We start from the raw sequence: 13,880 nt of genomic DNA, 5'->3' as shown, positions 1-13,880 counted from the left end.
TTAATTTTATAATATATAATTTTTTTAGTACTATGGGTAGGTTTAATCAAAACCTAATCTACCCATAGTACTTTTTAGATTGAAGTACAATAATGTGTATATAATTTTTTATAATATAATTTTTCTTTGAAGTATGATAAAATTAGTAATAGTGATAAGAAAGTACAAATTTAGGAGGTTTTAACTAATGCTTAGAAAAATAACAGCATTTATGCTATCCATATGTTTAATTATTGGACTTACAGGCTGTAGTTTGCTTACAGGCAAGAAAGATAAAAAGGAAATTATAGATGACTTTAAAGTTGCAGTAGTGACTCAACCATTATCTGAAAACAAAGTACAGTATAATATAGTAGAAGAGTTGGCAAAAGAGTATGAAGAAGAGAATAAAATTGATAAAGACAAAGATGGTAAAGCTAAAGTTAAACAAACTATAAAGCATGTTGTATTACCAGAAAACTTTACTTCTAATATAGATAACGCTATAAATCAAATAGTAAAATTGGCTGATGATAAAGAAATTCAGGCAATTGTAGTATCTACAGATCAAGCAGGTCTTTTACCAGCTTTACAAAAGGTAAAGGAAAAGCGTTCAGAAATAATAACTATTTCTGCACCTATGGGAGATGACAAGAATCAATTAAGCCAGTATGTTGATGTGAATTTAGGAATTAATATAGAGGAAAGAGGAAAGTTGTTAGCAGAACATTCAAAAGAAATGGGAGCAAAGGCTTTTATTCATTATGCTTCTAAAGATGACTTAAAAGATGCTAATATAGCCAAAAGACTAGAGAAGATTAAAGAGGCTTGTAAAAATATAGGATTGCAATTTGTACAAGTGGATACACCAAACATGAATACTGAAGAAGATAAAAATAAAGTCAAGCAATTTTTAAATGAAGATATTGAAAAACAAGTTAAAAAATATGGAAAAGACATAAATGTATTTGGTGTAAATGAGTATATGGACGAAGTTATATTAACGAAGGCTTTAGAGTTAAAGTATATAGTTGCAGAGCAAAGTAATCCATCACCAACACAAACATATCCTGAGGTTATGGGATTAAAAATATCTAAAAAAGATGCTCAAAATTATGATAAAATAAACGATATGATAAGTGAAAAAGCTAAGGTTGCTGGTATGTCAAATAGACTTGGCGGATATCCTATGCCAATGGATGCTTTTATACCATCATTAGCAATCTATCTTGCTAGTGAAATGGTAAAGGGTGACTTGACACAAGAAGATGTAAGTGAACCAGATTATTTAGAGGCATTTACAGAATTAAAATTTGGAATTGGTGCTGAATTTGCACCTTTAACAGATGTACTTTATAATTATCAATTAGTAATTTTAAATCAATTAATCTATTAATATTAAAAGCTATGAGATTAGTAATAAAATACTAATTTCATAGCTTTTTCTGATAATAAATGAGTTTTATTATTTTATATAAAAACTTATAAAAAAATAAAATCTTATAGATATATAAAACTTGATAAAGTAAATATGAATTACTATAGATTTAAATTATATTATTTTCTATTATTTTTATGCCTTTTTCGGTTAAAGTGGAACCTTTTCTTCCTTTACTAGAAGATAAGTATCCATTGTGTGTCAAATATTCTAGCATATTTCTTACTTCATATTCTGTGACATTATATTCCATAAATTTCATTAGTTTTGTCCTTCCCATGGGTTTCATATATAATGATTTTAAAATAGAAATACATATGTTTTTGTCATATTGACTTAATTCATGAAATATAGAGATATTATTTGATACATGATGATTATTTAATTTTGAAGATATATTTTGAGGTAAATCATTTATTGTAAGATAATTAGAACCCATGTAAGCCATATATTCAATACAATTTCTTAATTCCCTAATATTACCCATCCAAGTGTAGGAATTTAAAGTCTCTAAAAGATATTTATCTAGTTTGACATTTTTATAGGGAAGTTCTTTTAAAAATGATTCTAAAAGAAGTGGGATATCTTCTAATCTCTTTCTAAGAGGAGGTAAGTCCAAGGTAAACATACTTATTCTATAAAATAAATCCATCCTAAATTTATTTTCTATGATTAATTTTTCTAAGTCTTTATTTGTGGCAGCTAATATCCTTACATCAATTGGAATGATGCTTGTACCACCAATTTTTCTGATTTCTTTTTCTTGTAAAACTCTCAGAAGTTTAACTTGTAAATTATGTGGCATATCTCCTATTTCATCTAAAAATATAGTACCAGTATGAGCTAATTCAAATAATCCTTTTTTTCCACCCTTTTTTGCACCAGTAAAAGAGCCATCTTCATATCCGAATAGCTCACTTTCAAGCAGCTCACTTGGTAATGAAGCACAATTTATGGCTACAAAAGGTTTATTTTTTCTATTTGAATGGTTATGTATTGATTGAATGAAGGCTTCTTTACCTGTTCCTGTTTCACCTGTTATTAATATAGGATTGTCTGTAAGGGCCATTTTCTTTGCTTTTTCAATACAATCTTTTATAACCACACTATTTCCAATAATATTATTAAATTTATATTTAGCTACATAACCTCTTTTAACAGAATCACTTCTTATTTTCTGTTCTAATATCTCTATATCGTTTACATCTTTTAAGGTAACTAAGCAACCTTCTATATTTTTATAAAGATAAAATGGTTTTTTAGAAAGTATGAATTTTTTATCTATTTCATCTATGTATATAATCATATTATCTATGTTTAAATTCTTCGTAATTTTATGCAAAAAACTCTTTGGTAGATAATCCATTAAAGATGGAGATTTTATAAGCTTTTCATCTAGTTCCAACATGTTAAGTAAAGACTTATTTACAAAGGTAACTTTGTTGAAGGTGTTAAAAAATATTAAACCATCCCCTATTTCATCAATAGTCATGTAAAGTATAGTTTTTAATTTAGATATATTATCTAATGATGTATTTAAAAAGTCATGACTGAGTGTTTCCTTGGATAATTTGTATAATCTTTCTATAAATTTTTCATTTTTTAATTTTAATACCACTAGTAATGACATATATGTATCTAATGAAATTTTTCTCCATCCTAAATCAACTATATTTTTTATGTATTTTGGTATAAATCTAATTTGTCCTGGCGTTATAGCTGTATCTAAATCATATATTTCGTTACAATCTGGATATGTTGGTACAAAATCTATATGATTTATCCCAATTTTATATAGGTAGGTAGCCATTTCAAATGCGGATGTTTTATTAGTTGTCATAAGCAATGATTTTGTACCAGGAGGTAGTTGCATCATTTTTTCATAACCAAGCTTTGAAAGTGCTTTTGTTCCATGGATAATTTCAATATCTTCTTTAAAATGTTTTATTAAAAAATTACTAGTTAAAGGTGATAGAGAAAGTACAACGTCTCCTTCTAAATTTTCTTTTATACCATCGAGTATATTTTGTGTTTCTATTATTATCTCATCTCCAAAAAAGTTTATTAACTCTTCTTTGTAATGATTACTATTCAATTTATCGTATGTTATAAGGATTAATTTCTTTTTATCCATTTTATTTCTCCTAACAAAGTAGTATTTATTTTATTTTTTAAAGTATAAGGTAAGTTATATTATACAACAAATAAGATGATAAATTTAGAAATTCAATCAAAAAAAGGTTTTTGTAGGTTTTTATCCTATAAAAACCTATTTATAAATATTTTTTAAGAAATAAATAATGTGTGTTTTTATTTAAATAAGTATGTTTTAATAGGCAGTAAAAAAAATAAGGTATTTGTAGACTTTAGAAGTTAGTAATTATAAGCAATTTACTGAATGGAATAAATTTACAATAAAAAGATATATACAAAAACATTATTATTAAGTTATTGGCATAAATTTTGCTTATTGAAGAGATATACTAATAAATTTTATTTAAACAGGAGGGAGAATTTAAATGAGCAAATTAGAATCAACAACAGAAAAAGTAGAGGTAAAATGGTATGGGTATGTAGCATTAATCTTGGGTGCATTATTCTTTTCAGGAATATTTAAAGATGCATCAGGGCCATTAAAAGTATTGGATTTTAACAATGTATTGGGTTCTTTTGGAACATTAGGAACAGTTAATGATGGTGTAGGTACATTAGCTGCAAATTTTAGAGGAGATGGAGGTACTGGTCCTAGAGATGGGTGGTTATACGCATTGACACTGATACCATCAGTTATGTTTGCACTTGGAATAGTTAGAGTTATAGACCATTTAGATGGAATGAAGGCAGCTCAAAAACTTCTTAGTCCTCTATTAAAACCATTACTAGGATTGCCTGGATTTGCAGGGTTAACTTTAATAGCTAGTTTACAATCTACTGATGCAGCTGCATCTATGACTAAAGAACTTAAAGATGATGGATATATAGATGATAAACAAAAAGCTGTATTTTGTGCATTTCAATTTTCAGGTGCATCTGCAATCACGAACTTCTTTGCTTCTGGAGCAGCATTGTTTCCATTTATCGGAGATGTTCCAATATTTATACCACTTGCTTTAATATTAATTATGAAGTTTGTTGGAGCAAACTTACTTAGACTATATTTAAATAAATTTGACAAGGAGGAAGTTTAATATGAGTGAGGTAGCAAAAAAAGAAGTAAAAGCTAAGAAAGGGAATGTAATAGACGCATTTATTGGAGGAGCTAGAAATGGATTTCAAATAAGTACAAATTCAATGGCTCCAAATGTTATATTCGGTTTTGCTATAATTTCTATATTTAATTTAACAGGTCTTTTGGATTTAATAGGGACAATATTTACGCCTGTAATGAGTATATTTGGACTTCCAGGTGTTGCAGCAACTGCAATAATGACAATATTTATATCAATGGGAGGTGCATCTGGAGTAATAGCAGGTCTATTTACAGCAGGTCAGATAAGCCAAGCACATGTTGCAATTCTTTTACCAATGTTATTGCTTTCAGGAGCTCAGATACAATTTATGGGTAGACTCTTAGGGACTGCTGAATTAAAGACAAAATATTATCCACATATGTTTGTTATAGCAACTTTAAATGGTTGTATTGCAATGCTTATAATGAATTATTTCGTGGTGTAGGTAATTATAAGAAAAGTTTAATATAAATAGAAGATTTACATTCTAAGGAGGAGTTATATTATGGAAACTAATAAAAATTATATTGAATATGTACATAGAGTGTATGATTATTTACACACTATACCAGAAAAAGGGTTTGAAGAATACAAGACATCTGAGTTTGTTTTAAAAGAACTTGAAAAAATGGGTTTTGAAAATATTAGTAAAGGTATTGCAGGAACTGGTATTATAGTAACTATAGATTCTAAAAAAGAAGGACCAGTATTTGCTATAAGAGCAGATATGGATGCGTTGGAATTTATAATAGATGGAGAAAAGAAAATGATACATGCTTGTGGTCATGATGGTCATACTTCTATGCTTTTAACAGCTGCAAAGTTAATAAAAGAAAGAAATTTAGTAAAGAGAGGAATTCTAAAAATACTTTTTCAACCAGGAGAAGAAAAGTTATATGGTGCATTAAGAGTAATTGATTCTGGTTTATTGGATGATGTGGAAGAAATGGTAGGTATGCACTTAAGACCTGGACAAGATTGTAGATTGGGAAAGGCAATACCTGCAATGTATCATTGTGCTAGTTGTATAATGGAATTTACGATTAAAGGTGTTACTTGTCATGGTTCTAAACCGCATCTAGGAGTAAATGCAGTAGATGCCGTTTGCTTAGCAGTGAATGCAATAAATGCAATAAGAGTAAATCCAGCTGTACCAAATTCTATAAAAGTAACAAATGTATCGGTTAAAGGAGAAACATATAATAATATACCAGATGAAGCATTTATGGCTTTAGATATAAGAGCAGAAAGTAATGAGATAATAGAAGAATTAAAAGAAAAAGCAATACATGCTGTAAAAACTTCTGCCAATTCTATAAATGCAGAAGCTGTGTTGCTTTCAAAAGATGGAGTTCCAGCAGCAGAGTTTGACGAAGAGCTTGTAAACTTAGCTGAAGAAACTATAAAAGATGTATTGGGAGAAGATGCGTCTATAGGTATATTTAAAAATTCTGGTGGAGAAGATTTTCACTATTATACACAAAAACTAAAATGTAAAACTACATATATTGGATTGGGAGCTGATGCTACACCAGGATTTCATAATCCAAATGTGACATTCGATACAAAAGCTTTAGAATATGGCGTTGATATATGGTGTAGATTAGTTGAAAAGAGATTGGGTAATATATAAATTAATGATTCCACATTTAGAATTTTAAAAATTGTAGAAAAAGATTGCTTATATTAGTTGAAATGTAATTAATATGAGCAATCTTATTTTGATATGGTGAAATTATTTTTGCAACATTGAAAAAAACTATGACAATAAAAATAAGTATATTTTTAATCTATTGGACAAAAAAGTGTTACTATTATAATATGTAGAATTGTAAAATGACACCAAATTACATCTAGTAATATACGTAATAATTATAAAATTTATATTTTTAGGAGGAGTAAAATGAGTAAATATAATTTTGACCGAGTAATAGATAGAGTGGGGACAGATTGTGTAAAATGGGACTTTAGAACTAATTGTTCACCAAAAGCACAAAAAGATGGTTTACCTTTTTGGATTGCAGATATGGATTTTGAATGTGCAGAGCCAATAATAGAAGCATTACATAAAAAAGTTGACCACAAAATATTTGGATACAGTTCTAATGACAGCGAGAGATACTTTAATGCAGTTTGTGGTTGGTATAAAAGAAGATTTAACTGGGAGATAAACAGAGAAGATATTATTTTTAGCCCAGGAGTTGTACCAGCTGTTGCTATTTTAGTAAGAATATTAACCGATTCTAATGAAGGTGTAATAGTTCAAAAACCAGTGTATTATCCATTTGAAGCTAAGATAAAAAGTAATAATAGAGAAGTTGTAAACAATCCTCTGATATATGAGAATGGCACATATAGAATGGATTATGTTGATTTAGAAGAAAAGGCTAAGTGTAGTAAAAATAAAGTACTTATACTTTGTAGTCCTCATAACCCTGTGGGCAGAGTATGGAGGGAAGATGAATTAAAAAAAGTTGTAGAAATATGCAAAAAATATGACTTATGGATAATAGCTGATGAGATACATTCTGACTTAATTAGAAAAGGATTTAAACATACTCCTTTACAATCATTATGCCCAGAATATAAAGATAAAATAGTTACATGTATAGCACCAAGTAAAACGTTTAATTTGGCTGGAATGCAACTATCTAATATAATAGTGAATAATAATGAATTAAAAAAGAAATATCAAGAAGAGGTCACAGCTGTTGGAGTTGGAACTTCACCAAATCCTTTTGCTATTGTGGCTACTATAGCAGCATATAATGAAAGTGAAGGTTGGCTTAATGAATTGAATGAATATTTAGATAGTAATATAAAATTTATTGATGAATACTTAAAAGAAAATTTACCAAAAGTAAAACTTGTTTATCCAGAAGGAACGTATTTAGCATGGTTAGATTTTACTGCATATGGATTGAATGAAATAGAACTTGAAGATTTAATGTTTAAGAAAGCTAATGTATTATTTGATGAAGGCTATATATTTGGAAAACAAGGAATAGGATTTGAAAGAATAAATGTAGCATGCCCACAGTCTTTATTAAAAGAATGTATGGATAGATTAAAGGCTACATTTGAAAATTTATAAGTATATGTAAAAATTTATAGGATGTATAGAAATAAAAAATATTAAACTTGACAAATTTTAACTAATCACTTATCATACTATTATGAATAAATAGAAAACATAAGAGAGTTAAATTTTATTAGATTAAATTCTTAAAGACTTTGAAAGGAAGAGTAGTTATAGAATGTAGTTAAAGCGAGTTGGTGATGGTGTGAGACCAATATGAAGTCTATAATGAAGAACATCCTGGAGTTGCTAACCGAAATTTTAAAATAGTAGGCTTAGTCGGAACCAAACCGTTATCATATTGGGATGTATCGAGTAATATCTGTACATTATGAGCTGGGTTTAAATTTATTTTAAACTAATCAGGGTGGTACCGCGGAAAGATAACCTTTCGTCCCTTTTATATAGGGATGAGAGGTTTTTTTAATGGAAAAATATATAAATCTAGGGAGTGAATAATATGAGTACAATAATACCAAAGGATTATAAAAGTAGTTTGAATGTAATTGATACACAAGTAGCTATAAAAAAATTAAAAGATTTTTTTGAAATGAGATTAAGTAATGAGCTAAATCTAATAAGAGTTTCTTCTCCATTATTTGTATTACCTGAAACAGGTGCAAATGATAATTTAAATGGAGAAAAGGCTGTAAGTTTTGATATACCATTTATGAATAAAAATGCAGAAATTGTTCAATCACTTGCAAAATGGAAGAGATTAGCTCTTAAAAAATATGGCTTTGAAGTTGGTAGTGGTTTATATACAGATATGAATGCGATAAGAAAAAATGAAGAATTAGATAACATACATTCTCTTTATGTAGACCAATGGGACTGGGAATTGGTGATAGATAAAAGTAGCAGAAATGAAAAAACTTTGAAAGATATTGTAAAAAGATTGTATGGAGTATTTAAAGATACTGAAATATTTGTATGTAGCATGTATGAAGGTATAAAAGAAATATTGCCAGAAGAAATAACATTTATAACATCACAAGAGTTAGAAGATATGTATCCAGAACTATCTCCAAAGGAAAGAGAAGATAAAATTGTAAAAGATAAGAAAGCTGTATTTATAACTCAAATAGGAAAGACACTAATGTCAGGAGAAAAGCATGATGGAAGAAGCCCTGACTACGATGATTGGGAATTGAATGGAGATATATTATTTTATAACCCTGTTTTAGATTCTGCATTAGAACTATCTTCAATGGGAATTAGGGTTGATGAAGAGTCTCTTGATAGACAATTGAAACTGGCTGAATGTGAAGAAAGAAAAGAGTTTGATTATCATAAGATGCTTTTAAATGGTGAACTTCCATATACAATTGGTGGAGGTATTGGTCAGTCAAGAATATGTATGTATTTCTTACAAAAAGCTCATATAGGAGAAGTACAAGTTGGAGTATGGCCACAAGATATGATTAAAAATTGTAGTAGTGCAGGAATTGAATTATTATAATTTAAATATATACTAATTGATAAAATTTATAGCTAATATACTCATCAAATTAATTATATCGGTTATAATGTAGAATAACCTATAATTATAAGAGGTGGTAAATATGGAATCTCTAAAAAGAGTCGTTAATATAATTTTAGATTTTTTAAAAAAAATTTTAGTGAGATTTAAAAATGCTAAATTTGGTTTACTTTTTATATTTGATTTACTCAAACTACCTGATTTTATGACTGATAAAAGAATCAATATAGTTTATAAAGTAAAAGTAGTTTCTGTTTTGATTTTCACTATATCATACTTTGTATCTGGAGTTGATATAATCCCGGAGATGCTTACTGGAGCATTTGGATTTATAGACGATATTATAGTATTAATTTGGAGTATAGGTATTGTGAATGAAGAAATTAATAGATATAGAAATATTACAAAAAAAGATAAACATTCAAATATAATTGAAAATGTAGAATTTTCTATAAAAGATGAAGAAGAATAACAATTTATATGTGTTATGCTTAGATATTATACGATATTAAGTGCTACTAGATAGTAGTTAAATACTAGCTTTTGCTACTATCTAGTAATAAACACTTAACTGACATCTAACTGACAAATAAAAAAATATATGATTAACTGACATCTTACTGACATAAAACTGACCATTATTTAAATAAAATTTTACTTAAATTATCAGAAGCTTCTTTGTCCATTTCTTCTAAAACATGAGAGTATTTATTCATAGTTATTTTTATATCTGTATGCCCCAATCTTTCTGATATAGTTTTTATATTAGTTCCAGAAAGCAACATTAAAGTTGCATTTGTATGTCTAAGCTCGTGCAATTTTATGTATCTAAGATTGTTACTCTCTAATAATCTTTTAAAAGGTTTGAAAAATTTTTGTTGTGTCCAAGGTTGAAATTTTTTATTTAAGCATATTAAATCTAATTCGTTTTTTAGTATACCTTGTAATTTTAATTTATTTTGTCTTAACTTTTCTTCTTTTAATAGTACTATCAACTCTGTTGGTGCTGTTAACCTTCTCTTAGATTTAGTTGTTTTAGGGGATTTAAAAGTTACTTTTCCATCGACATGTACCATTGTTTGCTTTATATTTATGACTCCTTCATTAAGTTGAACATCAGACCATCTAACTCCTACAGCTTCACCAAAGCGTAGACCAAGTCCTAGCATAAAATAAATAGGTATAGCTAAATTAGTATCAAGACACTTTTCTAACAGCATCTGAGCCTCTTCTTTAGTATAAAAATTAGTTTCAGAAACATCTTCTTTATTTGGAGTTATTACAAACTTAGTAACATCTTCTTGTATTTCTCTGAGTCTATAGGCTTCATGTAATAGAGCAGTTAAAAAACTGATTGAATTTTTAGCAGAATTTAAAGAATATTTTTTATATATCTTATTAACATATGTTTGTAAAATGTTTGGACTAATATCAATTAATTTTATATCTCCAAAAAAAGGTTCAATGTGATTTCTAATTACACTTTTTCTATTTCTCAAAGTATAAGGCGAAAAATCATCTTTCCTTTCTTCCAAATATCTATAACACCTTTCTAAAAGAGTTACACCACTTGGAGCAACAAACTTATTATTGTTTATAGTCGATTTTATTTCAATTAAATGTTTTTCAGCATCTTTTTTCTTTTCATAACTTCCATAACTTTTTTGTTTCTTTTTCCCAGTTTCTTCTTCCACATACTCCACATATACATGAAATTTTTCATTTCTTTTTCTTATAAAAGCTGATTTGATGTTCATATGTACACTCCCTTTATAAGTTTTATAAAATTTATATAAAAGAGCAGTTAGACTGCTCTAATTATATCTAATGAATATTAAGATGGTTTTTTAAAGCTTCTTGAAGTATCTGAGAAAAATTAACCTTATTTCTTTCAGCTTCTCTATTAAGCCATTGTGGTATAGTAAGAGTTTTTTTAACAGAATAATTCTCTATAGCTTTTCTGTGAATAGGCATATATATCTCTATTAAAGTTGGTATTTGATTTTTCTCTAAGTTTAATTTATCTATAGTCGTTGGATTCGGTATTATGTCATTATCTTCTTCCATGCCATACAGATGTAGCCCTAATGCTTCTTTTGCCATTTTTAAAGCTTCTTCTGTTGTATCTCCGCATGTAATGCAACCTGGTAAATCAGGAAATTCTACTGATATACCATCCTCATCATAGCTTAGTATAGCAGGATACACATATATATCTTTTTTCATTTTATCAACTCCTTTAAAGGTTTTGTGAGGAGAGAAGGGATTAACTAATATTAATCCCAGCTTGTTTAAAAATGCTTTTTACAGTTCTGATAGGCAAATCCTTGTTTGGGTGTGGTACTGTAACCTTACCTTTTTTGGTAGGATGTTTAAATTGATGGTGGTCACCAACACAATTTACTTCATACCATCCATCTGCATTAAGTATTTTTAAAATTTCTCTTGAAGAATAAGATTTCATATTCCCTCCTTACAATTATATTATAACACGTATTTATATACGTGTAAACAGAAAAGGAAGCTAAAATACAAATTTAAATTAGAAAGTTGAAGCTTTAAAATATGCTTTTTTAATTGACAAATATTTTAAAGTGAATATAAACAAATAAAATATTTTAAAATATATTATAAAAATAGGTTTTTATAAAAAAATATAATAAAAAACTCGATTAATAATATATTGAATTGGAAAAAACTTCCAACTGTCTACAAATTTCGATTTTTTTATTACAATTACGCTTTTTTTATTGCATTAACAAATCAAAAGTATTATTATGTAAGTAAGATAATTATCAAAGACAATTCTGAATAATCTAAAAATATTTCTAGAAATAAAAGGGTATAATTACATAAACTTTATTAAAAATTGTTGGGAGTTTTTAACTAAAAATAAGAACATAAGTTCTTATGATAGGGGGATATATATGTATAAGTCAAATGAAAGTATTAATGAAGAAGAACGCATTAAAAAGACCATGGAAGAATTAGAGTTATTATTAGAATTGGATGTTGAGTTTTTTGAAAGTTTATTAAAAAAAATAGAAAGAGAAGAAGAGTTTTAATTCTCTTCTTCCTTTGTTTTTATTATATAAGCATTATCAATTATTTTTTCTATAGCACTTCTATCATCATCATTGAGAGAGTATATTTTTTTCATAAGTTCTTTAACTTTTTTATTAGTATCTGAATTTTCGATTATATCAAAAGCTGTAGTAGTTGTATTAACTTCATCATTAATTATGTTTCTTGTATTACTTCTGCATAGTAAATAATCTATTGATACATCAAAATAGTCAGCAATATTTTTTAATGTATCTTGGTCAGGAAATCTTCTATCACTTTCCCAGTTGCTTACAGCTACTTTTGTAACATTTAATATTTTTCCGAATTCTTCGCCTGTTATTCTTTTTTCACTTCTTAAATTTTTCAACCTGTTTCCAAATGTATTAGCCATAATATTCACCTTCCGTTTTAATAATTAACTAAATGATAACATGTTATTAGCAAAATGATAACTGTTGTTAACAAAATGTATATTTTTATTAAAAAATTCATAAAAATGTATTGACAGTTAGCAGAATGTTAACTATAATTAAGTTAACAAAATGAAAACAAAGAGAGGTGACAAAATGATTAACAATCTTGCTAGATATAGAAAGTTTATGGAAATGTCACAAAAAGAAATGGCTACTATAGCTAATATGTGTCTGACATCATATTATATGAAAGAAAAGGGAACCAGAGAGTTCACTCAGAGGGAAATGTTCAATATATATTGTTACATAAAAAAAAGAGTACCAGGAATAACTATAGAGGAACTTTTTTACAAAGAAAGTTAACAAAATGAAAACTAAAGGAAAGCGAGGCTGAAATGCATGAACAACTTACAAGCAATAGAAAGAAACAACAAAAGAGTTTTAACTACACAGCAACTAGCAGATGTATATGAAACAGATGTAAGAAATATAAGTAACAATTTTAATAATAATAAAGAGAGATTTATCGAAGGTAAACATTATTTTTGTCTACAAGGTGATGATTTAAGGATATTTAAACGCGGTTCATATGATATAGGAATTGCACCTAATGTAAACAAACTTTATCTTTGGACCGAAAGAGGAGCAAATAGACATTGTAAAATCCTAGATACAGATAAGGCTTGGGAACAGTTTGATAACTTAGAGGAAACATACTTCAAAGTTAAGCAACAGAAAGCAACTTGTATAGAAGATGTATTAATAGAAAGTTTAAAAGAAATGAAAGATTTAAGATTTCAAGTTAATCAAGCTAACAACATAGCATTAGAAGCAAAAACAGAAGTTAAAACAATAAAAGAAGTTGTTTCATTAAATGCTACAGACTGGAGAAAGGATACACAACAACTAATTGCAAGAATAGCAAAACAGCAAGGTAGTTTTGAACATATAAACATGCTTAGAAGAGAAAGTTACGAGTTACTAAACAATAGGTTTGGAGTTGACTTAAATCGAAGATTAATCAATAAAAGAAGAAAGATGGCAGAAGAAGGAGTATCTGAATCTAAAAGAGAGAAAATCAACAATTTAGATGTAATACAAGATGATAAGAAACTTATAGAAGGTTATGTGGCTATTGTAAAAGATATGGCTTTAAAATATGGAATATCAAGTGATTTAAATAAGAATTAGT

Annotated in this window: 15 protein-coding genes and 1 other annotated feature; of the genes, 10 read left to right on the top strand and 5 right to left on the bottom strand. The window is 27.7% G+C overall.

The features are described from left to right. Positions 1 to 187: 187 nt before the first annotated feature. A complete protein-coding gene (locus tag ACTG44_RS14970; protein ID WP_479917295.1) occupies positions 188 to 1,375 on the top strand; it encodes a DUF3798 domain-containing protein in 1,188 nt (395 codons plus the stop codon). Between the two features lie 151 nt (positions 1,376 to 1,526). Here the strand turns inward: ACTG44_RS14970 and ACTG44_RS14965 are convergent, their stop codons facing one another. Then, on the bottom strand, positions 1,527 to 3,551 hold the full coding sequence (locus ACTG44_RS14965; RefSeq protein ID WP_021385602.1) for a sigma-54 interaction domain-containing protein: 2,025 nt from the start codon (positions 3,549 to 3,551) through the stop codon (positions 1,527 to 1,529). A gap of 385 nt (positions 3,552 to 3,936) precedes the next feature. Between ACTG44_RS14965 and ACTG44_RS14960 the strand changes: the two genes are divergently transcribed. The 6 genes from ACTG44_RS14960 to ACTG44_RS14935 all read left to right on the top strand — a co-directional run bounded on the left by ACTG44_RS14960 (position 3,937) and on the right by ACTG44_RS14935 (position 9,681). Then, a complete protein-coding gene (locus tag ACTG44_RS14960; RefSeq protein WP_021385630.1) occupies positions 3,937 to 4,605 on the top strand; it encodes a nucleoside recognition domain-containing protein in 669 nt (222 codons plus the stop codon). Between the two features lies 1 nt (position 4,606). Then, positions 4,607 to 5,092 (top strand): YjiG family protein, encoded by a 486-nt coding sequence (locus ACTG44_RS14955; RefSeq protein ID WP_021385587.1) that lies wholly within the window; start codon positions 4,607 to 4,609, stop codon positions 5,090 to 5,092. A gap of 60 nt (positions 5,093 to 5,152) precedes the next feature. Beyond that, complete coding sequence (locus ACTG44_RS14950; RefSeq protein ID WP_479917294.1) at positions 5,153 to 6,280, top strand: M20 peptidase aminoacylase family protein; 1,128 nt, start codon at positions 5,153 to 5,155, stop codon at positions 6,278 to 6,280. A 270-nt stretch (positions 6,281 to 6,550) separates the two neighbouring features. Beyond that, positions 6,551 to 7,741 carry a MalY/PatB family protein gene (locus tag ACTG44_RS14945; RefSeq protein ID WP_479917293.1) on the top strand — a complete coding sequence of 397 codons (1,191 nt, stop codon included), beginning with the start codon at positions 6,551 to 6,553 and terminating at the stop codon, positions 7,739 to 7,741. A gap of 131 nt (positions 7,742 to 7,872) precedes the next feature. Continuing rightward, positions 7,873 to 8,128: a binding site (T-box leader), on the top strand. A gap of 58 nt (positions 8,129 to 8,186) precedes the next feature. Then, positions 8,187 to 9,188, top strand: a complete 1,002-nt coding sequence (gene asnA, locus ACTG44_RS14940; RefSeq protein ID WP_021385601.1) for an aspartate--ammonia ligase — start codon at positions 8,187 to 8,189, stop codon at positions 9,186 to 9,188. Between the two features lie 103 nt (positions 9,189 to 9,291). After that, a complete protein-coding gene (locus ACTG44_RS14935; protein ID WP_479917292.1) occupies positions 9,292 to 9,681 on the top strand; it encodes a YkvA family protein in 390 nt (129 codons plus the stop codon). Between the two features lie 166 nt (positions 9,682 to 9,847). On the opposite strand, the gene ACTG44_RS14930 is transcribed toward ACTG44_RS14935, so the two are convergent. From ACTG44_RS14930 to ACTG44_RS14920, 3 genes are all read right to left on the bottom strand, one after another. After that, the gene (locus ACTG44_RS14930; protein ID WP_479920749.1) at positions 9,848 to 10,966 is read right to left on the bottom strand and encodes a site-specific integrase; all 1,119 of its coding nucleotides are present in this window, start codon (positions 10,964 to 10,966) and stop codon (positions 9,848 to 9,850) included. Positions 10,967 to 11,033: 67 nt separating this feature from the next. After that, on the bottom strand, positions 11,034 to 11,435 hold the full coding sequence (locus tag ACTG44_RS14925) for a type II toxin-antitoxin system HicB family antitoxin (RefSeq protein WP_479920748.1): 402 nt from the start codon (positions 11,433 to 11,435) through the stop codon (positions 11,034 to 11,036). Positions 11,436 to 11,475: 40 nt separating this feature from the next. Continuing rightward, positions 11,476 to 11,673 carry a type II toxin-antitoxin system HicA family toxin gene (locus ACTG44_RS14920; RefSeq protein WP_479920747.1) on the bottom strand — a complete coding sequence of 66 codons (198 nt, stop codon included), beginning with the start codon at positions 11,671 to 11,673 and terminating at the stop codon, positions 11,476 to 11,478. 463 nt (positions 11,674 to 12,136) lie between these two features. Between ACTG44_RS14920 and ACTG44_RS14915 the strand changes: the two genes are divergently transcribed. Continuing rightward, a complete protein-coding gene (locus ACTG44_RS14915; RefSeq protein WP_021385638.1) occupies positions 12,137 to 12,274 on the top strand; it encodes a hypothetical protein in 138 nt (45 codons plus the stop codon). Here the strand turns inward: ACTG44_RS14915 and ACTG44_RS14910 are convergent. Then, entirely contained in the window at positions 12,271 to 12,666 is a 396-nt protein-coding gene (locus ACTG44_RS14910; protein WP_479920746.1) for a helix-turn-helix domain-containing protein, read from the bottom strand. The genes ACTG44_RS14915 and ACTG44_RS14910 overlap by 4 nt on opposite strands. A gap of 175 nt (positions 12,667 to 12,841) precedes the next feature. Here ACTG44_RS14910 and ACTG44_RS14905 point away from each other — a divergent pair, with 175 nt between their 5' ends. Further along, positions 12,842 to 13,051: a hypothetical protein gene (locus ACTG44_RS14905; protein WP_479920745.1), complete on the top strand. Its 210-nt coding sequence runs from the start codon at positions 12,842 to 12,844 to the stop codon at positions 13,049 to 13,051. A gap of 36 nt (positions 13,052 to 13,087) precedes the next feature. Beyond that, on the top strand, positions 13,088 to 13,879 hold the full coding sequence (locus tag ACTG44_RS14900) for an ORF6N domain-containing protein (RefSeq protein WP_479920744.1): 792 nt from the start codon (positions 13,088 to 13,090) through the stop codon (positions 13,877 to 13,879). The last annotated feature ends 1 nt before the right edge of the window (position 13,880 follow it).

The organism is Clostridioides sp. LIBA-2809 (genome assembly GCF_056688965.1).
This window is presented reverse-complemented; position numbering and strand designations above follow the sequence as displayed.